Source organism: Mesorhizobium sp. CNPSo 4661, from assembly GCF_057784215.1.
The window spans coordinates 96209-117074 of sequence record NZ_JBWGIO010000002.1 but is presented as its reverse complement, the minus strand read 5'-3'; the positions used below and the strand labels follow the sequence as shown (position 1 = coordinate 117074).

General features: G+C 64.0%; 20 protein-coding genes and 1 pseudogene. 7 read left to right on the top strand and 14 right to left on the bottom strand.

What is annotated here, in order from left to right; translation table 11 throughout:
• The first annotated feature begins 9 nt into the window (after window positions 1-9).
• Window positions 10-2160: a polyribonucleotide nucleotidyltransferase gene (pnp, locus tag AC0YKC_RS02575; protein WP_320297736.1), complete on the top strand. Its 2151-nt coding sequence runs from the start codon at window positions 10-12 to the stop codon at window positions 2158-2160.
• A 71-nt stretch (window positions 2161-2231) separates the two neighbouring features.
• Entirely contained in the window at window positions 2232-3239 is a 1008-nt protein-coding gene (locus AC0YKC_RS02570; protein ID WP_488509770.1) for a class I SAM-dependent methyltransferase, read from the top strand.
• Between the two features lie 8 nt (window positions 3240-3247).
• Here AC0YKC_RS02570 and AC0YKC_RS02565 read toward each other — a convergent pair whose 3' ends face one another.
• From AC0YKC_RS02565 to fabA, 4 genes are all read right to left on the bottom strand, one after another.
• Window positions 3248-4801: a putative bifunctional diguanylate cyclase/phosphodiesterase gene (locus tag AC0YKC_RS02565; protein ID WP_320297734.1), complete on the bottom strand. Its 1554-nt coding sequence runs from the start codon at window positions 4799-4801 to the stop codon at window positions 3248-3250.
• A gap of 102 nt (window positions 4802-4903) precedes the next feature.
• Window positions 4904-5716 carry an enoyl-ACP reductase FabI gene (gene fabI / locus AC0YKC_RS02560; protein ID WP_095765954.1) on the bottom strand — a complete coding sequence of 271 codons (813 nt, stop codon included), beginning with the start codon at window positions 5714-5716 and terminating at the stop codon, window positions 4904-4906.
• A gap of 31 nt (window positions 5717-5747) precedes the next feature.
• Entirely contained in the window at window positions 5748-6968 is a 1221-nt protein-coding gene (gene fabB, locus AC0YKC_RS02555) for a beta-ketoacyl-ACP synthase I (RefSeq protein WP_320297733.1), read from the bottom strand.
• Window positions 6969-7084: 116 nt separating this feature from the next.
• Window positions 7085-7600, bottom strand: coding sequence for a 3-hydroxyacyl-[acyl-carrier-protein] dehydratase FabA (gene fabA / locus AC0YKC_RS02550; RefSeq protein WP_488509766.1), 516 nt, complete (start codon window positions 7598-7600; stop codon window positions 7085-7087).
• 246 nt (window positions 7601-7846) lie between these two features.
• On the opposite strand from fabA, the gene irrA reads away from it, so the two are divergent.
• Together irrA and AC0YKC_RS02540 are read left to right on the top strand one after the other, a co-directional pair.
• On the top strand, window positions 7847-8278 hold the full coding sequence (gene irrA / locus AC0YKC_RS02545; protein WP_434725142.1) for an iron response transcriptional regulator IrrA: 432 nt from the start codon (window positions 7847-7849) through the stop codon (window positions 8276-8278).
• 10 nt (window positions 8279-8288) lie between these two features.
• On the top strand, window positions 8289-8669 hold the full coding sequence (locus AC0YKC_RS02540; protein ID WP_434725143.1) for a DUF4260 domain-containing protein: 381 nt from the start codon (window positions 8289-8291) through the stop codon (window positions 8667-8669).
• 134 nt (window positions 8670-8803) lie between these two features.
• Here AC0YKC_RS02540 and AC0YKC_RS02535 read toward each other — a convergent pair whose 3' ends face one another.
• Together AC0YKC_RS02535 and AC0YKC_RS02530 are read right to left on the bottom strand one after the other, a co-directional pair.
• Complete coding sequence (locus AC0YKC_RS02535; protein WP_488509764.1) at window positions 8804-9619, bottom strand: oxidoreductase; 816 nt, start codon at window positions 9617-9619, stop codon at window positions 8804-8806.
• A 77-nt stretch (window positions 9620-9696) separates the two neighbouring features.
• Complete coding sequence (locus tag AC0YKC_RS02530; protein WP_488509762.1) at window positions 9697-10590, bottom strand: NAD(P)/FAD-dependent oxidoreductase; 894 nt, start codon at window positions 10588-10590, stop codon at window positions 9697-9699.
• A gap of 126 nt (window positions 10591-10716) precedes the next feature.
• On the opposite strand from AC0YKC_RS02530, the gene AC0YKC_RS02525 reads away from it, so the two are divergent.
• A complete protein-coding gene (locus AC0YKC_RS02525) occupies window positions 10717-11403 on the top strand; it encodes a TetR/AcrR family transcriptional regulator (RefSeq protein WP_320297728.1) in 687 nt (228 codons plus the stop codon).
• Window positions 11404-11483: 80 nt separating this feature from the next.
• Window positions 11484-11643: pseudogene (locus AC0YKC_RS02520) on the top strand (IS5/IS1182 family transposase); the annotation flags it as partial.
• A 98-nt stretch (window positions 11644-11741) separates the two neighbouring features.
• On the opposite strand, the gene AC0YKC_RS02515 reads toward AC0YKC_RS02520, so the two are convergent.
• Window positions 11742-12299, bottom strand: a complete 558-nt coding sequence (locus AC0YKC_RS02515) for an SH3 domain-containing protein (RefSeq protein WP_320297727.1) — start codon at window positions 12297-12299, stop codon at window positions 11742-11744.
• Window positions 12300-12569: 270 nt separating this feature from the next.
• Here AC0YKC_RS02515 and AC0YKC_RS02510 point away from each other — a divergent pair, with 270 nt between their 5' ends.
• Window positions 12570-13571, top strand: a complete 1002-nt coding sequence (locus AC0YKC_RS02510) for a 2-hydroxyacid dehydrogenase (protein ID WP_112100053.1) — start codon at window positions 12570-12572, stop codon at window positions 13569-13571.
• Between the two features lie 4 nt (window positions 13572-13575).
• Here AC0YKC_RS02510 and AC0YKC_RS02505 read toward each other — a convergent pair whose 3' ends face one another.
• The 7 genes from AC0YKC_RS02505 to dnaA form a co-directional block, all read right to left on the bottom strand.
• Complete coding sequence (locus AC0YKC_RS02505; protein ID WP_488509754.1) at window positions 13576-13989, bottom strand: aconitase X swivel domain-containing protein; 414 nt, start codon at window positions 13987-13989, stop codon at window positions 13576-13578.
• Complete coding sequence (locus tag AC0YKC_RS02500) at window positions 13986-15239, bottom strand: aconitase X (protein ID WP_488509752.1); 1254 nt, start codon at window positions 15237-15239, stop codon at window positions 13986-13988. Before AC0YKC_RS02500 ends, AC0YKC_RS02505 begins: the two co-directional genes overlap by 4 nt.
• The gene (locus tag AC0YKC_RS02495; RefSeq protein WP_488509750.1) at window positions 15236-15724 is read right to left on the bottom strand and encodes a GNAT family N-acetyltransferase; all 489 of its coding nucleotides are present in this window, start codon (window positions 15722-15724) and stop codon (window positions 15236-15238) included. Before AC0YKC_RS02495 ends, AC0YKC_RS02500 begins: the two co-directional genes overlap by 4 nt.
• A gap of 4 nt (window positions 15725-15728) precedes the next feature.
• Complete coding sequence (locus AC0YKC_RS02490; protein ID WP_488509748.1) at window positions 15729-16484, bottom strand: molybdopterin-synthase adenylyltransferase MoeB; 756 nt, start codon at window positions 16482-16484, stop codon at window positions 15729-15731.
• Window positions 16485-16515: 31 nt separating this feature from the next.
• Entirely contained in the window at window positions 16516-17676 is a 1161-nt protein-coding gene (recF, locus tag AC0YKC_RS02485) for a DNA replication/repair protein RecF (RefSeq protein WP_488509746.1), read from the bottom strand.
• Between the two features lie 28 nt (window positions 17677-17704).
• On the bottom strand, window positions 17705-18823 hold the full coding sequence (dnaN, locus tag AC0YKC_RS02480; RefSeq protein WP_140645319.1) for a DNA polymerase III subunit beta: 1119 nt from the start codon (window positions 18821-18823) through the stop codon (window positions 17705-17707).
• 201 nt (window positions 18824-19024) lie between these two features.
• Window positions 19025-20500, bottom strand: coding sequence for a chromosomal replication initiator protein DnaA (gene dnaA, locus AC0YKC_RS02475; RefSeq protein WP_430699286.1), 1476 nt, complete (start codon window positions 20498-20500; stop codon window positions 19025-19027).
• Between the last annotated feature and the right edge of the window lie 366 nt (window positions 20501-20866).

Below are 20866 nucleotides of genomic sequence, written 5' to 3'. Positions count from 1 at the left end.
GGACAAGACATGTTCAATCAACACAAAGTGGAAATCGAATGGGGCGGCCGTCCGCTCATCCTGGAAACCGGCAAGATCGCACGCCAGGCTGACGGCGCGGTGCTTGCCACCTATGGCGAGACCGTCGTTCTCGCCACCGTCGTTTCGATGAAGGAGCCGAAGCCCGGCCTCGATTTCTTCCCGCTGACCGTCAACTACCAGGAAAAGACCTACGCCGCCGGCAAGATCCCGGGCGGCTACTTCAAGCGCGAGGGCCGTCCGAGCGAAAAGGAAACGCTGGTTTCTCGCCTGATCGACCGTCCGATCCGCCCGCTTTTCGCCGACGGCTACAAGAACGACACCCAGATCGTCGTCACCGTCGTCCAGCATGATCTCGAGAACGATCCGGACATCCTGTCGATCGTCGCCACCTCCGCCGCGCTCACGCTTTCGGGCGTGCCCTTCATGGGCCCGATCGGCGGCGCCCGCGTCGGCTACATCAACGGCGAATATGTGCTCAACCCGCATATCGACGAAATGCAGGAATCCAAGCTCGACCTCGTCGTCGCCGGCACCGCCGACGCCGTGCTGATGGTCGAATCCGAGGCCAAGGAACTCTCCGAGGACCTGATGCTCGGCGCCGTCGTGTTCGGCCACAAGAGCTTCCAGCCGGTGATCGAGGCGATCATCAAGCTGGCCGAGGTCGCCGCCAAGGAGCCGCGCGACTTCACCGCGCCGGATTATTCCGCGCTCGAAGCCGAGATGCTGAAGATCGTCGGCGACGAGCTTCGCGAAGCCTACAAGATCACCGACAAGCAGAAGCGCTACGCCGCCGTCGACGCCGTCAAGGCGAAGGTCAAGGCCGCGTTCGCGCCGGCCGAAGGCGAAGAGGCCAAATACACCTCCGAGCAGATCGGCTCGGTGTTCAAGGAGCTCCAGGCCAAGGTCGTGCGCTGGAACATCCTCGACACCGGCTCGCGCATCGATGGTCGCGACCTGAAGACGGTCCGCAAGATCGTCTCCGAAGTCGGCGTCCTGGCGCGCACCCATGGTTCGGCGCTGTTCACCCGCGGCGAGACCCAGGCGCTGGTCGTTGCCACGCTCGGCACCGGCGAGGACGAGCAGTATGTCGATTCGCTGACCGGCATGTACAAGGAGAAGTTCCTCCTTCACTACAACTTCCCGCCCTACTCGGTGGGTGAGACCGGCCGCATGGGCTCGCCCGGCCGCCGCGAGATCGGCCACGGCAAGCTCGCCTGGCGCGCCATCCGCCCGATGCTGCCGAGCGCGGACCAGTTCCCCTACACGCTGCGCGTCGTTTCGGAGATCACCGAGTCCAACGGCTCGTCCTCGATGGCGACCGTCTGCGGCACCTCGCTGGCGCTGATGGATGCCGGTGTGCCGCTGGCAAAGCCGGTCGCCGGCATCGCCATGGGCCTGATCAAGGAAGGCGAGCGCTTCGCGGTGCTCTCCGACATCCTCGGTGACGAGGACCATCTCGGCGACATGGACTTCAAGGTCGCCGGCACCGCCAACGGCGTCACCTCGCTGCAGATGGACATCAAGATCGACGGCATCACCGAGGAGATCATGGGCATCGCGCTTGCCCAGGCCAAGGACGGCCGCCTGCATATCCTGGGCGAGATGGCGCATGCGCTCTCCGGCGCCCGTGCCGAGCTCGGCGAGTTCGCGCCGCGCATCGAGGTCATGCATATTCCGACCGACAAGATCCGCGACGTCATCGGCTCGGGCGGCAAGGTGATCCGCGAGATCGTCGAGAAGACCGGCGCCAAGATCAACATCGAGGACGACGGCACGGTCAAGATCGCTTCGGCCAACGCCAAGGAGATCGAGGCGGCGAAGAAGTGGATCCACACCATCGTCGCCGAGCCGGAAGTCGGCGAGATCTATGAAGGCACCGTCGTCAAGACGGCCGACTTCGGCGCGTTCGTCAACTTCTTCGGTCCGCGCGACGGTCTCGTCCACATCTCGCAGCTCGCCAATGAGCGCGTCGCCAAGACCTCCGACGTCGTCAAGGAAGGCGACAAGGTTTGGGTCAAGCTGATGGGCTTCGACGAGCGCGGCAAGGTTCGCCTGTCGATGAAGGTCGTCGACCAGGCGACCGGCAAGGAAATCGCCCAGGACAAGAAGAAGTCGGACGGCGAGGAAGACGCCGCCTGATAGACCTGAACGGGTAATCCATGACGGGCGCGCCGCAAGGTCGCGCCCGTTTTGTTTGAAGGACTATGCGAATGGCCGCCGAGCCGCTGAAGACGCTGTTCTACCCGTTCGCGGCCGAGGCGGCGCCTTTGCCGCGAAAGGATGCCCGCGTCCTGTTTCTCGGCGCCGAGCCCGGCTTCCGCTTGCCTGCCGGCTTCGAGGCGGCGCTGCATATCGTGCAAGGCTTTCGGCCGCATTTTCGAACGCTGCAGGCGTCAGGTTACACTGTCACGCCGCGCGCTGAGGGTGCCGGCTTCGACATGGCGTTGGTGCTTGCGGGCCGTCATCGTGGACAAAATGAGTTGCGCATCGCCGAGGCGATAGAACGCACCGTGCCAGGCGGGCTGATCGCGATCGCGGGTGGCAAGGAGGACGGTATCGACAGCCTGCGCAAGCGGATCGACGCGCTGGCGCCGCTCGAAGGCCATCTGCCGAAGCATCACGGCGTTGCCTTCTGGTTCCGCCGGACCGGCACGGAGGCGGCTGCGACGCTGCGCGCCGGCAATCCCGATCTTGTCGTTGAAGGCGGCTTCAAGACCAAGCCCGGCATGTTTTCCTTTGATCGTGTCGACGCCGGTTCAAAATTGCTTGCCGCAAGCCTGCCCGGCGACCTCAGGGGCAGCATCGCCGACTTCTGCGCCGGCTGGGGCTATCTGGCGGCCGACGTTCTGCAGCGCTCGCAGGGCCTCGTTGCCCTTGATCTCTACGAAGCCGATTTCGACGCCCTGGAGGCAGCCAGGCTGAACGTCCATGGCGCCATCGAGCCCCGCTTCTTCTGGATCGATCTGCTCACCGAGGCGGTCGAACGGCGCTACGACGCAATCGTCATGAACCCGCCCTTCCACCGCAGCCGCGCCGCCGAGCCAGAAATTGGCGTCGGCATGATCCGTGCCGCGTCGAAGGCGCTGAAGCCGGGCGGGCGCCTGTTCATGGTCGCCAACCGCCAGCTTCCTTACGAAGAGGTATTGGCTGCCGCTTTCGCTAGCCATGCCGAGTTGGCCCGTGACGGCATGTTCAAGGTGTTTTCGGCACGCCGCTAAAGCTTGTTCTATTGAATGCTGACGATGCGGGCGGGCTCGTTCCTGCCGAAGGCGGGCCGCGCTTCGCCGAGTTCGACCTTGAGCGGCGCCGGCCTGCCGAACAGATAGCCCTGCACCACCTCGCAGCCGGCCGCTCGGAGCAGGGTGGCCTGGTTCTCGGTCTCCACGCCTTCGGCGATGATGCCGACGCCCAGCGCCCGTGACAGGCCGACAATGGTCGAAACGATCGCGCCGGAGCTGGAGTCGGTGTCGATGCGGCTGACGAAGGAACGGTCGATCTTCAGCTTGCCGAAGGAGAAATCGATCAGGTAGCTCAAATTGGAATAGCCCGTGCCGAAATCGTCCACGGCCACGGAGATGCCCATCTCGGCAAGCTGCTCCAGGATCGCTGCGGCGCGGTCGCGGTCCTGCATCATCGCCGTTTCGGTGACCTCGAGCTCCAGCCGGGACGGCTTGATGCCGGTCGATGCCATCACTTCCCGCACGATGCCGACGAAATCCCTGGTCATGAACTGGACCGGCGAGATGTTGACGGCGACGAAGCAGTCCTCCGGCAGGTAGCGGGCGTCGCTGCAGGCCTTGCGCAGCACCCACTCGCCGATCGGATTGATCATGCCGGTTTCCTCGGCGATCGGGATGAATTCCATCGGCGGGATCATGCCGCGCTCCGGATGCTTCCAGCGGATCAGCGCCTCATAGCCGACGATGCGGCCGCTCGGCAGGTTGAGCTGCGGCTGATAGTGAAGACTGAAATCGCCGCGGTCGAAGGCGGTCTTCAGCTCGGATTCGATCCACTGCCGGTAGTCCGCCACCCGGCCCATGTCGGCGTGGAAGACAGACCAGTTGCCGACGCCGCTGGCGCGCGCGTTCTGCAGCGCCAGGTTCGAACGGCGCAGGATGAGCACCGGGTCGACGCCGTCCTTCGGCATCGCCACGATGCCGACCGACAGGCTGACCGATTGCAGATGGCTCTGCAGCGGATAGGGCTCCATCATCTCGTTGATGAGCTTCTCGATGAGCCGCTCGATCGAACCCCTGATGTCGCGATCCGGCAAAAGCACGCTGAATTCGCCGGCGCCGATGCGCCCGATCACCGCGTTCTTCGGCATGTTCTCTTTCAACCTGCTGGTGAAGGCGCGGATCAGTTCGTCACCCTGGCTGTAGCCGATGGCGTCGTTGATCTGCTTGAAGCGGTCGATATCGATGTCGATCAGGAACACCGGCTCGCCGGTTCGGATCGTCCCGGAGGCGGCCTCGGCTATCTTGCCGACCATGGCCTGGCGCGACAAAAGGCCGGTCAACTTGTCGAAATGGGTTTCCTTGACGACATAGGCCACCGATTCATCGACGCCCGCGAAGAACGACAGCGCCGCACCGCCGGCGGCCAAGGCGCAGAGCGCGGCGATGACGCCGGCCATCGTTTCGGCCGGCATACCGGCCATGCCGTCGCCGAAGCCGAACCGCAGCCCCCATAGTCCAAGGATGAAACTGCCCATGCCCGAGCTGGCGATGGTGATCAGCCGGAACAGCGGAGTCCGTTTGGGATTGCTGACTGCAGGCATGCATTGTCCCTAGATTACGGGGCCTTATAGCGGATATCTCCTTAAAATGAGTTTCCGCCAATGCATCCAATTTTACTGGAGCGCTACTATCGCGACTGCAAACTATTCGCGCGTGCCGTCGTTCTGCTTCAGTTCCTCCAGTGCCGGCATCGAAACGATGTGATAGCCGGAATCGACATAGTGGATTTCACCGGTCACGCCCGACGACAGATCGGAGAGCAGGTAAAGTGCCGAGCCGCCGACTTCGTCGATGGTCACGGTCCGCCGCAAAGGCGAATTGCGCTGCTGGTAGGAGAACATGTGGCGGGCGTCGGACACGCCCGAGCCGGCCAGCGTCCGCACCGGCCCGGCCGAGATGCCGTTCACCCTGATGCCGCGCGGGCCGTAGTCGTTGGCAAGGTAGCGCACGCTGGCTTCCAGCCCGGCCTTGGCGACCCCCATGACGTTGTAGTTCGGCATCACCCTGACCGAGCCGGCATAGGTGAGCGTGATCATCGAGCCGCCATTGCCCATCAGCGCGGCGGCGTTGCGGGCGATCTCGGTGAAGGAATAGCAGGAGATCACCATGGTGCGCACGAAATTGTCGCGGCTGGTGTCGGCATAAAGGCCCTTCAGCTCGTTCTTGTCCGAAAAGCCGATGGCGTGCACCACGAAATCCAGCCCGCCCCAGGCCTTGCCGAGGGTCTCGAAGGTCGCGGTGACCGAGGCGCTGTCCTCGACATCGCAGGGCACGATCAGCGAGGCCCCCACCTTCTCGGCAAGCGGCTTGACTCGCCGCCCGAAGGCGTCGCCCTGGTAGGTGAAAGCGAGCTCCGCCCCGTGTTCCGACAGCTTTTTGGCGATGCCCCAGGCAATCGAATGGTCGTTGGCGACACCCATGACAAGCCCGCGCTTGCCCTTCATCAACCCTTCCATGCCTGGCAATCCTTATGAAAAATGCTGGCGTTTATGCGGAATAGCGCTGGAAAATCAGCGTTGCGTTGGTGCCGCCGAAACCGAAGGAGTTGGAGAGCACGGTGTCGATCTTGGCGTTGTCGATACGCTTGCGCACGATCGGCATGCCCTCGAATTCCGGATCGAGCTCCTCGATATGGGCGCTCTCGCCGATGAAGCCGCCCTGCATCATCAGGATCGAATAGATCGATTCCTGCACGCCGGCCGCCCCCAGCGAATGGCCGGTAAGCGACTTGGTCGAGGTGATATAGGGCATCTTGTCGCCGAACACCTCGCGGATGGCGCCCATTTCCCTGGAATCGCCGACCGGCGTCGAAGTGCCGTGGGTGTTGATGTAGTCGACCGGCGAAGACACCGTGGCAAGCGCCTGGCGCATGCAGCGCATCGCGCCTTCGCCCGAAGGCGCAACCATGTCGTAGCCGTCGGAAGTAGCGCCGTAGCCGACGATCTCGGCATAGATCTTGGCGCCGCGCGCCTTGGCGTGTTCCAGCTCCTCCAGCACCAGCACGCCGGCGCCGCCGGCGATGACGAAGCCGTCGCGGTTGACGTCATAGGCGCGCGAGGCGGCCGAGGCATTGTCGTTGAATTTCGACGACATTGCGCCCATGGCGTCGAACAGGTCCGACATGGTCCAGTCGAGGTCCTCGTGGCCGCCGGCAAACATCACGTCCTGCTTGCCCCATTGGATGAGTTCATAGGCATTGCCTATGCAATGCGCGGAGGTCGAGCAGGCCGACGAGATCGAATAATTGACGCCGTGGATCTTGAACCATGTGGCCAGGGTGGCCGACGCCGTCGACGACATGGCTTTCGGCACGGCGAACGGGCCGATGCGCTTGGGGCTGTTGTTCTTGATCGTGGTTTCTGCCGCTTCGACGATGGTGCGGGTCGAAGGCCCGCCGGAACCCATCACGATGCCGGTCCGCTCATTGGTGACGTCGCTTTCGCCTAAGCCGGCATCGGCGATCGCCTGGTCCATGGCGACGTGGTTCCAGGCAGCGCCCTGGCTCAGGAAGCGCATGGCGCGGCGGTCGATCATCGGGGTCGGATCGAGCGTCGGCGCGCCCCAGACCTGGCAGCGGAAGCCGTGTTCGGCGAAGGAATTGGAAAAGCTGATGCCCGATTTGGCATCGTAAAGCGAGCTCTGCACCTCGTTGGCATTGTTGCCGATCGACGACACAATGCCGAGCCCTGTCACTACGACCCGTCTCATTCGCAACTCCTTCCGGCGTATTCGGGCGAAAAACCTAGCCGGTTTTCGCCCTTGATCCTACGCAAATAAACTGACTTGGCGTCCATTGGCTACGCGGACGCCGTGGCGAAAAACGGTCAGGCGGCCGGCTGCTTGGACAGGCCGACCTTCAGATCCGTCGCCGCGTATATGGGTTCGCCATCCGCCTTGAGCCAGCCATCGGCGATGCCGAGCACCAAACGGCCGCGCATCACGCGCTTGAAGTCGACGCCGTATTCAACCTTCTTCACCGATGGCGTCACCATGCCCTTGAACTTCACCTCGCCGGTCGACAGGGCCATGCCCTTGCCGGGCTCGCCCAGCCAGCCGAGATAGAAACCGGTCAGCTGCCACATGGCGTCGAGGCCGAGGCAGCCCGGCATGATCGGGTTGCCGATGAAGTGGCAGGCGAAGAACCACAGGTCCGGCTTGATGTCGAATTCGGCGCGGATGAAGCCCTTGTCGAAGGCGCCGCCGGTCTCGCTGATCTCGGTGATGCGGTCGAACATCAGCATCGGTGGGTAGGGTAGCTGGGCATTGCCCGGCCCGAACAGGTCGCCGCGGGCGCAGGCGAGCAGTTCCTCGTAATCGTAGCTGGACTTTTGACCCGCCATCAAATTTCTGTCCCCGTGTTCTTCGCGGGCGGCAGGGCGCCCTTGTCGTTGGTTTCCTAACACACTCTGTTTGCGGCCGGAAACCGGCGTTTGCGCTTAACCCGTGCGCCTGCCCGGGTCAATGCGCGCTATTGATCGCATTCGGACTACAGAATATATGTCGGCTGATGTCCGGTTTTGGCTTTTGACGTCTTTTTGCCATGCTGGACCTGTTGATGGGCTGGGCAACAAAGCTTCGACGCGAAGATGGATTCGGGCTACCGGAAGGAAAATGTCGCTGTGGACAAGCGGGTTCGCGAAGCCGGCCTGAGGCCGACCCGCCAGCGCATCGCGCTGGCCGACCTGCTGTTCGCCAAGGGCGACCGCCACCTGTCTGCCGAAGAACTGCACGAAGAGGCGATTGCCGCCGGCGTGCCGGTTTCGCTGGCGACGGTCTACAACGCGCTCCACCAATTCACCCAGGCCGGTCTGTTGCGCATCCTGGCGGTCGAAGGCTCGAAAACCTATTTCGACACCAACACCTCCGACCATCATCACTTCTATGTCGAGGGCGAGAACCGGATTTTCGACATCGAGAGCGGACCGGTGACCGTCTCCAACCTGCCGGCGCCGCCGGAAGGCATGGAGATCGCCAATGTCGACATCGTCGTGAGGCTGCGCGCGAAACGCGGCAACTGATCCTGTGGCGATGCGGCCCGTCGACCTGATTGTCCGGTTTGAATGGGTCACAGTCGCCGCCTTGGCCATCGTTTGCTACGCAATGGCCCACTTTTCCTGGTGGTTGTTTGCGCTGTTTATCCTGGCGCCGGACCTGTCGATGCTGGGCTACCTCGCCGGGCCGCGCCTCGGCGCCGTCACCTATAACGCCTTGCATATCCTGATTGCCCCGCTGGTCCTTCTGCTCGCTGGCGCGTTGCTCGCCGGCCCGCTCACGACCGCGGTGGCGCTTATCTGGATAGCGCACATCGCCGTCGACCGTGCCCTCGGCTACGGCCTCAAGCTGTCCACCGGTTTTCAGGATACGCATCTCGGCCGCATTGGCCGCGACCGCAGCGGCGCGACCGGCTAGAGGTGTGTCGAGATTCAGGTCAGGCCGGCATCACCTGAATATCGGCAGGCCCTAGGCCGCGTACCCATAAACCCATGCGCTCTTAACTAAGGCTCTCCCTCCGGCTGCGAAACGAAAGCCGGTTGATCCTTGCATCAGACCGGCAGTCCGAACCGCTTTCGTAGACTCTTGTCGAATGCGGACGCGGGGACGAAACGGCGCAGGAAACTGATCTGACGCGCCGTTTTCCCAGCCGTATAGCGCCTCTTCGGAGCCGGATCGGTCGCAGCCGCCAATACGGTCTGGGCTACCACTTCGGGCGCATCGCCTTTCTCCATCTCCTTCCGTACCGCTCCATTCATGGCTGCGCGCGCCGTCTCATAGATATCCAGGAACTGGTCCGGCTTCGCGAGGTTCTCTTCGAAGGACGTGCGGGTATAGGCGGGCTCGACCAACGATACGCGAATTCCGAACGGGCGCAGTTCATGGTCGAGCGATTCGGAATAGCCTTCAACGGCATGTTTGGTCGACGAATAAAGCGCGAAAAAGGGACCCGGGATGAACCCCTGCACCGAGCTCAAATTAACAATTCTACCCTTTCCTTGGCGTCGCATTGTCGGCAACACCGCATTGGTCACGCGAAAGACGCCGAAGACGTTCACGTCGAAAAGCGCCTGCGCCTGAACCGTCGAGGACTCCTCCGCGGCGCCGAGAAGGCCCATGCCGGCGTTGTTAACGAGCAGGTCGAAGCGGCCGGCCTCGGCAAGGACGCGATCGACCAGTTTCGCCACGGACTCGTCGTCGGTAATGTCACAGGTCAGCATAGTAATACCGTCGGATCTCTCCGTCGCGGCGCGGCGGCTGGTTCCGAACACTCGAAAGCCCGCATTCCGCAAGGCTTTGGCGGTGGCGAGACCGATGCCGGAGGATGCGCCGGTCACCAGGGCGACGCCAGGACTGGTCCTATTCATGAGGGTCACTTCCCTTCTTGCTTAGATTGGAGCACCGCCGCTGGGCTTGGCCAATTGGGACCCGAGAAACTCTGCTCTCAAGTCAGCATCGACTGCTGGGCGAAGATGCCCGCCATCGCGCCTTGCCATGATGCCGTGGTGACCGAGGGTATGAGGGGGTTGGTGAGGTCCCCGGCGGCATAGACGCCGGCCATGCTGGTTTCACGGCGCTCGTCGACCTTGAGGACGATGCCGAGAGGTGTATCGAGCGTGGCGAGGCCCAGCGATTCATGCAGGCTTGCAGATGGCTTGTTGCGCGGATGCGCGAACAGGATGTCGACAGCCACATCGGGGCCGGTATTGAGCCTGACGGTGGCATTATGGTCCCCGTGACGGGCGATTTCGGCGATCCGGCCGTCGACGATAGGTGTGTTGCGACGCTCCAGATCGGCCCGGATATCGGGTGGAATGTCGTGACCATCGGAGAAGACCGTCAACCTGTCGGTCCAATCGTGGAACAGCCTGACCTGATTTAGCGACTGCGGGCCGGACCAGACGAGACCCCAATGCTGGCCGGCGACTTCAAAGCCGTCGCAATAGGGACAGGGCACGATGGACGTGCCCCAGCCTTCGGCGAAGCCCGGCACATCAGGCATCTGGTCGGCAATACCATAGCTCAGGATCAGCCGGCGCGCCTCTAGGCTTTCGCCATTGTCACTGAGAACGGAAAAATCGTCGATGCCGCCGGAGATGCCGTCGGCCCGGGCATTGAACAGCCTGATCGCCGGATAACGCGCCAGCTGCTGCCGCGCCTCGGCCAGGATGTCCAGCGGTGGCTTGTGATCGTGGCCGAGCAGACCATGCGAGCGGCCGGCGAAGCGATTGCGCGGCAGGCCGGTATCAAGAACAGTGACCTTGCGGCGGGCACGGCCTAGCTGCAGGGCGGCGGCGAGACCGGCAAAGCTGCCGCCGATGATGATGACGTCATCCATGGTGATAAGCTCCGTGTTGTGGATGGAGGGGGCGGCTGGTGCTGAAGCCTATCCATTGGCTTGCATATTTTAGGAACTGCGTGGTATCGTAATTCGAGAATTAGGATACTGTCAAGGACTTGAATTGTGGTAACCGAGAAAAACACTCGGGCCCGGCGCGGCCGGCCCGCCAACGAGGCGCTTGGACAAACGATCGTCGACACCGCGGGCGAACTTTTTGCCGAACTGGGTTTTCAAGCGACGACATTGGACAAGGTCGCCCAGCGAGCGAAGATATCCAAGCTCAGCATCTATCGGCACTTCGAGAACAAAGAGGCGCTGTTTGGCGCGGCGTTTGCAGCCCGCTGCCAGCAGTTAATACCACAGGCCCTTTTTGAAGGCGTCGAGGGTTCGGCCGAAGATCAGCTCATGGCGGTGGGATCATCACTGCTTCGCACGCTGTTGCGCCCGGACGTCCGCAATGTCGAAGCGATGGTCATGGCCGACATGACGAGTCAAAAGTCGTTGAGCAAGCTCCATTACGAAGCCGGTCCCGCCCATATCATCGCCCAAGTCGAGGCCCTGTTGCGTCAGTTGCATGCGATGGCGGTTCTGAACGTGCCCGATCCTCTCCGGTCCGCCCGCTTGTTTGCCGCGCTTTTCAAAGGATCCGATCTCCTGATTATCGCACGCTTCGATGAGCCCAGAGCAGAGGACGACAACGAAATCGAATCCTATTGTCGGTCGGCCGTCGCCATGTTTATCGCCGCGCACGGTGGCAACGACCACGCGGGAGGATATTCGCCTGCCTCCAGGTCAAAAAGCAAAATTTGAATCGTGGGTGACCGAGTCGGCCAGCAGGTCAAGGCAGGCCAGCAGATCAGGAAAATTGAGGAGTCGGCGCACGGTCCTATCTCTATCGCGCTCGCAACCAGGTCGAGCTGTTCTTCAACAGGATCAAACAATGTCGTCGGGTGGCGAACGCGCTACGACAGGCTCGCTGCCAATTACCGAGCCTTCGTTCAACTCGCGTCAATCAGGCTATGGCTGCGCCTTAATGAGTCCGCGCTCTAATGCATGTCGCGCAAAAGTGACCTCGGTTTTGCGGCAACGACATGCATCAAACAAAGGCCTAAAGCGCGTCGCCTGTATCCGTTTCAGCGCGACGCGCTTTAGTTCTTGAACTTCTCGCCGGGGTAAGCGCCCCACACCTGCGACTGGGCCATCCAGCCGGTGTGGCCGTCGAAGGTCATCTCGCACCATTGGCCGTCGCATTTCTTGATCGCGCCGATCACGCCCGGCTCGATGATGGCGACGACGCCGGCATCCTTGTCGGGCTCGTAGAGCAGGTTGATTCGCCCGCCCTTGCCGCGCTGCCAGGGCGCGACGATGGCGGTGCGGCGGCCGGAGAGCAGCGACTGGTTGATCCAGCCTTCCGAGCCGTCGGCATCGCGCACGCGGCGCCAGGTGTCGAATTCCTGGATGATTTCCATCGGCAGGCCGGCCTTCAGATACATCCAGTTGACGGAATAGTTGGCGCCGGGGCCGACGCGCGAGTTGACCCGGGCCGGTTTCAGGCTGACGAAACGCGGCAGCGGCAGGCCGCTTGGGCCAAGCGTTATGGTCTGCGCCGGCGCGGCCGCGCTCTGTGCGAACGCCTGCGGCGCGCAGATGAGGGCGCCAAGAAGGGCTGCGCTGAAGGCCAGGCGAAGCGACGCGAAACCAGACACTTTCGTTCCTTTCGGCGCCGGTCCGTCGGGACGGGCGCCCCTTTTTCTTTGTCTTCGGCGGCACTGCTTGTTACAGGAGTGAGCTGATGCCGCGACTGGCTACAAGTTTCGCCGGTCTTGGTTAAAGAGGTCTCAACGAGATCGGATTCGAGAGCATGATCCCGAAAAGTGGGAACCGGTTTTCGGAAAAGATCATGCTCCAAAAAAGAGTAGGATCAGGATGACGATTCAACGAAACGTCATCCTGATCCAGGAAGCTTCGGGGATAAAATGGCAGGCAAAAAACGGCCCCTCGTCGTCATCACGCGCAAGCTGCCCGACCCGGTCGAAACGCGCATGCGCGAACTGTTCGACGCAAGGCTGAATGTCGAGGACCGGCCAATGACGCAGCCGGAGCTGGTCGCGGCGGTCAAGGAAGCCGATGTGCTGGTCCCCACCATCACCGACCATATCGATGCCGCGCTGATCGCCCAGGCCGGCGAAAATCTCAAGCTGATCGCGAATTTCGGCAATGGCGTCGACAAGATCGACGTCGCGGCCGCCGCCAAGAAAGGCATTACCGTCACCAACACGCCGAACGTGCTCACCGAAGACACCGCCGACATGACCATGGCCTTGATGCTCGCCGTGCCGCGCCGGCTGGCCGAGGGCGCCAACGTGCTGACGGGCGAGAAGAAATGGGCCGGCTGGTCGCCGACCTGGATGCTCGGCCGGCGCATCTGGGGCAAACGTCTCGGCATCGTCGGCATGGGCCGCATCGGCACGGCGGTCGCAAGGCGGGCCAAGGCCTTTGGCCTGTCGATCCACTACCACAATCGGCACCGCGTGCTGCCGGCGGTGGAAGAGGAACTGGAGGCGACTTACTGGGAAAGCCTCGACCAGATGCTGGCCCGCATGGACATCATCTCGGTCAACTGCCCGTCGACGCCGGCGACCTTCCACCTGTTGTCCGGTCGTCGCCTCGCGCTGATGCAGCCTTCCGCCTATATCGTCAACACCGCTCGCGGCGACATCATCGACGAGGAATCGCTGATCAAGCTCATCCATGACGGCAAGATCGCCGGCGCCGGCCTCGACGTCTACGAGCACGAGCCGGCGCTGAACGCCAAGCTTTTGAAACTTGCCGCCAAGGGCAAGGTGGTGCTTTTGCCGCATATGGGCTCGGCCACGCTCGAAGGCCGCATCGACATGGGCGAGAAGGTGATCATCAACATCCGCGCCTTCTTCGACGGCCATCGCCCGCCGGACCGCGTCCTGCCGCTGAGAACCTGAAGGTTTAAACGGTGCCGGTCACTGCGCCGTCCGAAGCGACCGTCACGGCGGCTCCGCGGTAGGTATTGAACGCGCCGCGTTCGAGCCGCACCGCCATGGGCGTCTCCCAGCCCATTTCCCGGGCGACGATCAGGCCGAGCAGCAGGATGGCGTCCGGCTCGTGCAGCACCAGGGCGGCCGGCGCGCGGCCGTTATGGACGAGCTCCATCAGCACCGCCGAAGCGGATGACGAGCCGATCGTGCCTGGCAGGAACAGCACCCGGCCGGCAATGACTTCGCCATGCTGCGGGTGGCGGACATCGGCGATGCGGCCAGTCTTGGGGTCGACGCCGCCCCAGAAGCTGATCGGCCCCGTCAGCACCAGCGCCTCGCCTTCGCCCGCTCTGCCCGGCACCAGGATTTCGCCAGTCGCGCTCATGCGGCGATCTCCGTGAAGACCGGCCTGCCGAGGACCGCGCTTTCGACGCAGTCGGCGAGCGAGGCGTAGAGCACCGCATAGCCGGTGTTGCCTGGCGCGTAATGCGCGAACTTGCCCGAATTGGTCATCAACACCCCATTGCCGAGGTCCGGCATGATCGGTGTCACAACCACGCATGTATCGGCGACGATGACGACGCCGCTGGCCTCGAGCCTCTTTCGCCGGCCGTCCAGCTCCAGCAGGGCGAGCGCGTGGCGGCCGGTGCAGGCATAGATCGGCACCGCGAGCCTGCGTCCTGCGATCAGCCGCTCCAGGCTGTCGAACTCGGCGTTGGACAGATGCGGGCTGCCGATCGCCACCGCGTCGATGGTTTTGGCGGCGGCAGCGGTCGACAGGCCGGCGCGCGCCTTGGCCACCATGTCGGGCGTCACGCGGATCATCGCTTCCGGTTCCGGCCCGGCCAGGATGGTTTCGACGTCGGGTGCCTCGGGCGTCACGCCGGCAATATGGAACAGGCCGACCGCGCCCGACGACGCGGCCGCCGCGCCGAAGGCCTTCAACGCGTCCTCGCCGGGATGACTGGTCACGCCGGTGACGACACCGATCGCATTGCCGACCTCGCGGCCATAGAGGCTGCCCAGCACCGGCCACGCGATCTCCGAAGCGAGGAAGGATGGCGACAGACCCGAGACATCGAAGACAAGCCTCGCACGGCGGTTTTCGGGCCGATGCAGGCCATAGTCCGGCGCGCGGCCGACAATCGCGCAGGCGATGTCGAGAAAATCGCCGTAGCGGTTGGTGCGCGCGCCGAGGACCGAGTTGCAGAAGACGACCGCGTTGGACTCGCCCCAGGCCACGTCGCTGCCGAGCGCCGGCCTGTGTCCGGCCTGATAGGGCGCGCAGGTCCAGCTCTGCTCGCAGCCGAGCTTGCGATAGGCCTCCATCATCCGCCGAGCCATGCCGCGTTGCGGCTCCTCGAGGCGAATTCGCGAGCAGCCCATGAGGTCGAGCGCCCCGACATTGAGCGTCGAGCGCACCGCGACCCTCGCGCCGCCTTCGACCAGCCTCTCGGCAAACAACGTGCCGGAATCGCCATGATAGAGCGCGCCGTCGATATGGGTGGAAGCGATCGGGATGAGACGCGGCGCGCCGAGCAGGCGGGCGCTTTCGGCGACGATGCGCATCGCAATTGCCGCGCCGTCCCGGCCGGCGGCGATTGCCTGCTCTTCCGGGCTGAGTGAAAGGCTCACGACAGCACCTTGCGCATGGTGATGGAGGTCGGCCTGTCATAGCCCGCATGCGCCGTGCGCTCGGTCTCGCGAAAGCCGAGCCGGGCGAAGGCTGCATGGTTCGCGGTCAGTTCGATGCGGGTCTGCAGCTCGATCGCATCCTTGCCGCGTTCGCGGGCAAGATCTTCCGCAGCCCGCATCAGCCGGGTTCCGATGCCTTGGCCCTGGAACCCTGGCTCGACCGCGAGCTTGCCGACGTAGAAATCCCGCGCCCTCTCCAGCGCGAACACGCAGCCGACGATCCGGCCGTTCTCCACAGCCAGGAACGCCATCTCCCGCTTTGCCTTCTCGCCAAGGCTGTCGGCGGTCAACAGATGCGCCGATGACGACGGGTCGATGACACCGTCCATATAGGCAAAGGCGCGCCGGATCAGCGCGAGCAAGTCGTCCCAGCGGTCGAAGTCCGCGGCAAGCCCGACTATGGAGATGCCGACGCTCTGGTCCATGCGCTCACACGGCCTTGTAGCGGATGGTGTCGAAGCGGGCCGCGAGCCCATCATAGAGCAGCAGCCGGCCGATGAGCGGCTCGCCCATGCCGGTGATCAGCTTGATCGCCTCCATCGCCTCCAGTGTGCCGATGACGCCCGTCAGCGCACCGACGATGCCGGCAACGGCACAGGACGGCACCAGCCCTTCGGGCGGCGCTTCGGGGAACAGGTCGCGATAGCCCGGATTGCGCTTGCCGTCGGCTCCCGTCTCGAAAGGCTTCAGTACCGTCACGGAGCCGTCGAAGCGCCCGACGGCGGCGGTCACGAGGGGTTTCTTCTCGCCGGCGCAGGCATCGGCGACCGCGTAACGGGTTTCGAAATTGTCGGAGCCGTCGACGACGATGTCGTAGCGCGCGACGAGGGCAGGGGCGTTCGCTTCCGTCAGCCTCAGGAGATGCGATTCCACCGCGACGTTGGGGTTGATGCGCATGATCGCTTCCCGTGCGCTGTCGGTCTTGGCCATGCCGATCGTGTCTGTCCCATGGATCACCTGCCGCTGCAGGTTGGACAGCGAGACCGTGTCGTCATCGACGATGCCGAGCGTGCCGACGCCGGCCGCGGCAAGATATTCGAGCACCGGCGCGCCGAGTCCCCCGGCGCCGATCACCAGCACCCGCGCCCGTTTCAGCTTCTGCTGGCCCGGGCCGCCGATCTCGGGCAGCACGATGTGGCGGGCGTAGCGTTCGAGCTCTTCGTCGGTCAGCGCGGCATTGGTCATGGCAGGACCTTATCGCTGGCACAAGGCGTTGTCAGCCGGTCGGTCCGACGCTGCCGTGATCGACCGTCAGGAACTGCGCCCGGCCCTCGAGGCTGGAAAACAGCGCGGCATCCGTGCCCGTCATGAAGGCCTGGCAGTTCAGCTCCTCCAGGATGGAGAACAGCGCCGCGCGCCGGCCCGCGTCGAGATGCGCGGCGATCTCGTCCAGGAGGAGGATCGGCGTCAGCCCCGACATCTCGCCGGTCAGCCTGGCATGCGACAGCACGATGCCGACCAGCAGCGCCTTCTGCTCGCCGGTCGAACAGAGCTCGGCCGGCATCGACTTCGGCCGGTGCCGCACCACGAGATCGGAACGATGCGGGCCATCCAGCGTGCGGCCGGCGGCACGGTCGCGCTCGCGGCCATTGGCAAGCGCGCGGCGGTAGCGCTCCTCGACATCGACGGCCGGCGCGGCGGCGACCTCGCTTTCCAGGTCACCGGCAAGGCTGATGTCGGCTTGCGGAAACGGCCCGCTGCCGGGCAACCTGTCGATCATGGCGGCGAGCAGCCGCACCAGCTCGGCCCGCGCCGCGGCGATCGCCACTCCGGTCTCGGCCATCTGCGTCTCGATCGCATCGAACCATGCGCCGTCGCGGGAGCCTTCGGTAAGCAGGCGGTTACGGCCGCGCATCGCCTTTTCATAGTCAAGCGCGCGCTGGCCGTGGCCTGGGTCGATCGCCAGCACCAGCCGGTCGAGGAAGCGGCGGCGGTCCGCCGCCGGACCGGGGAACAGCCCGTCCATCGCCGGTGTCAGCCACACGACCCGCAGCCATTCCAGCATATCCTCCGCCGATCGCGCCGGCGCGCCGTTGATCCGCACCTTCCTGCCGCCTTCGCCGGCGGCCTCGCCCCCGGAAATCCCGGTGCCGATCTCGACCTGGCCTTCCGGCCCCTCGATGCGCGCATGCAAGGCGAAGCCGCCGTCGCCGCCTTCGCGCGCCACATCCGCATAGGGCGCGCGGCGCAAGCCACGGCCCGGCGTCAGCAACGAGATCGCTTCCAGGAGATTGGTCTTGCCCGCTCCATTGTCACCCGACAGCACCACGGCGCCGGGTGCGAGCTCGAGCGACAGCGCCGCGTAGTTGCGGAAGTTAGTAAGCGTTAGCTTACTTAGATAGCTTTGCTGCCGAAGCTGTTTCGCATCCGCGGTCACGGTGACATATCAGAGGTCCGTCTCGGACCTACACTCGCATCGGCATCAGCACGTAGAGTGCCGTCTCGTCGGCCATGTCATGGATCAGCGTCGGCGAACCGGCATCGGCCAGCATGAACTTGGCTTCCGAGCCGGTGAGTTGGGCCGCGACGTCGAGCAGGTATTTGGCGTTGAAGCCGATCTCGATCGGATCAGACGAATAGTCCGCCGCCAGTTCCTCCGTGGCGCTGCCCGAATCCGGGTTGTTGACGGCAAGTGTGACTTGACCTTCGTTGATCGAGAGCTTCACCGCGCGGCCGCGTTCGGAGGAAATGGTGGAAACGCGGTCTACCGCCGCAGCGAAGCTCTGGCGGTCGATGATCAGCTTCTTGTCGTTGCCGGTCGGAATGACGCGCTGGTAGTCGGGGAAGGTGCCGTCGATCAGCTTCGAGGTCAAAACGACGCTGCCGATGGTGAAGCGGATCTTGGTGTCCGACAGTTCCGTGGTCACCGCCACGTCCGGGTCGTCGACCAGCTTCTGCAGCTCGCTCACGGTCTTGCGCGGAATGATGATGCCGGGCATGCCTTCGGAGCCTGCCGGCGCGTCGATCTCGGCCCGCGCCAGGCGATGCCCGTCGGTCGCCACCGAGCGCAGCTTCAATTTGCCGCCCACCTCATGCGTGTGCAGGAAGATGCCGTTGAGATAGTAGCGCGTCTCTTCGGTGGAGATGGCGAATTGGGTCTTGTCGATGAGGCCCTTGAGCGCCGCCGATTCCAGCCGGAAGATGTGCGAGAACGAACCGGCCGAAAGCTCCGGGAAATCGGATTGCGGCAGGCACTGCAGACGGAAGCTCGAGCGGCCGGAGGTGACGGTCATCGCGTTGCCGTCCTCGTCCGTCTTCAGCATCACCTCGGCGCCGTCGGAAAGCTTGCGCACGATGTCGTAGAGTAGATGCGCCGGTACCGTCGTCGCGCCGCCGCGCTCGACCTTGGCGGGCGTCGCTTCCGTCACTTCAAGGTCGAGGTCGGTCGCCTTCATCTCGAGGCTGGCGCCCTCGGCGCTGAGCAGCACGTTGGACAGGATCGGTATGGTGTTGCGCCGCTCGACCACGCGGTGCACGTGGTTGAGGGACTTCAGGAGGTTTGACCGTTCCAGGATAACACGCATGACGAAACAGGCTCGCTTCAATGGATGAACGGGTCACCGGCAGGCGGTATCCCGTGAAAGCCCTGAAAGGCCTTCGGAATCTCTGTAAGCTGACAGTAAAAAGCCTGCGAACGCAAGCCCGCGACACCGGTTCCGGCCGGTAGCGCGGGCTTTCTGGGGATAAAGCCCGCGAAGCGCGTCGCCGGCTATTTCCACGCCCCTTCAGGCCTGGTCGTTGATCAGCCTTCTGAGCAGTTCGAGTTCCTGCGCCAGCGTGTTGTCCCCGCCCGAAAGGTCCTCGATCTTGCGCACGGCATGCAGCACGGTCGTGTGGTCGCGGCCGCCGAAGCGGCGCCCGATCTCCGGCAACGAGCGCGGCGTCATCACTTTCGACAGATACATCGCCACCTGCCGCGGCTTGACGATGGTGCGCGTGCGCCGGTTGGACAGAAGCTCCGTCTTCGACACGTTGTAGTGGCGCGCCACGATGCGCTGGATGTCCTCGATGCGTACCCGCTTCGGCTCGCCGGAACGGTAGATGTGGCCGAGGATCTCGTCGATGCGGTCGATGGTGATCTGCGGCTCGAAGGACTGGCGGAACAGAAGCTGGTTGAAGGCGCCTTCAAGCTCGCGCCCGCTGCCGGTCACCGTGCGCGCGACGTGCTCCAGGATCTCGTCCGAAATGTCGAGCGAGGTATCATCGGTCTTGGCGGTGGCACGGCGCAGCTTCAGCATGCCGAGCCGCATGGCGAAATCCGGCGCCGACATTTCCAGCGCCACGCCGCCATTGAGGCGCGAACGCACGCGCGGCTCCAGCGATTCCAGTTCCGACGGCGGCCGGTCGGCCGCGACCACCACCTGCTTGGCGCTGTCGAGCAGCATGTTGATGAGATGGCAGAACTCGTGCTGGATCGACTTGCCCTGCAGGAACTGCATGTCGTCGATGATCAGGAGATCGATGTCGCGCAGCTGCTCTTTCAGCGTCAGCGCGTTGTTGTCGCGGATCGCGGTGGCGAAGCGCCACATGAAATACTCCGCCGTCAGATAGACGACGCGCGACTTCGGGTTGTGCCGAAGCGATTCCGCTGCGATCGCCTGCAACAAGTGCGTCTTGCCGAGCCCGACGGTCGCATGCAGGAAAAGCGGGTTGAAACGCACCGCGCTCGACTGCGATTCCGCCACCGCCTTGGCCGCGGCGAAGGCCACTCTGTTCGACGGTCCTTCGATGAAGGAGGCGAAGGTGTAACGCGGGTCGAGCGGCGACCCCAGCACGTTGTGGCGGAACTCCGGTTCCGCGGACGCGCCCTGGCGGGGCGCCGGCGCCCGCTGTTCCACGCGTCCGGCGCTCGCGGTGCCGTTGGCGAGCGCGGTATGCGCCTGCTTGGTCATCTTGCGCGCCGGCACGATTTCCGGCTCGATAGGGTTGCGCCCCTGGCGCGTCGCGGTGCGCACGACGATCTCGATCTTGAGGATGTCCGGATCCTCGTGCCGCCACAGCTCCGCGATAAGCTCGAGATAATGGCCGTTGATCCAGGACCGCAGGAAAGCCGTGGGCACCGAGATGCGGACAACGCCGCGGGAAGCTTCGGCGACCTTCATGCGGCCGAACCAGCTCGAATAAACCTCGGCTCCGAGACGCGCCTTCAGCTGGGTCTTCACCCGCTCGAACTTCTGTTCCGCGTCGCTGGATGCCGCCACGTCGTGCCCCCCGGCAAAAGTTGCTGGAAATGGAAGCTCGCCCGCTAGCTCCCTCTCGATGCCGCTCTGCATGATCAAAGTCCCTTGTCTCTCGTACCCTTTTCCCGCCGGGGATGCGCCTCCTGCATCCTTGGTCCGGCGACCTCATTTCGCTGCGATGCCGCTGCCGCCGCCGGCAACGATCGCCGCAACACGCGCAAGGGACCAGCTGCCGGCTCCGCACGCCGGCTTCCGACAAAGACAAGGCAACACCGCACCCTCCGGCGAAAACGCCGGCGAGACATCGACTGCCATGTACAATTACGCCAGTCCCCTACCCGCACCGAAGAGACAAACCAAGCCACACGCGGAATTGCTCCACGTCAT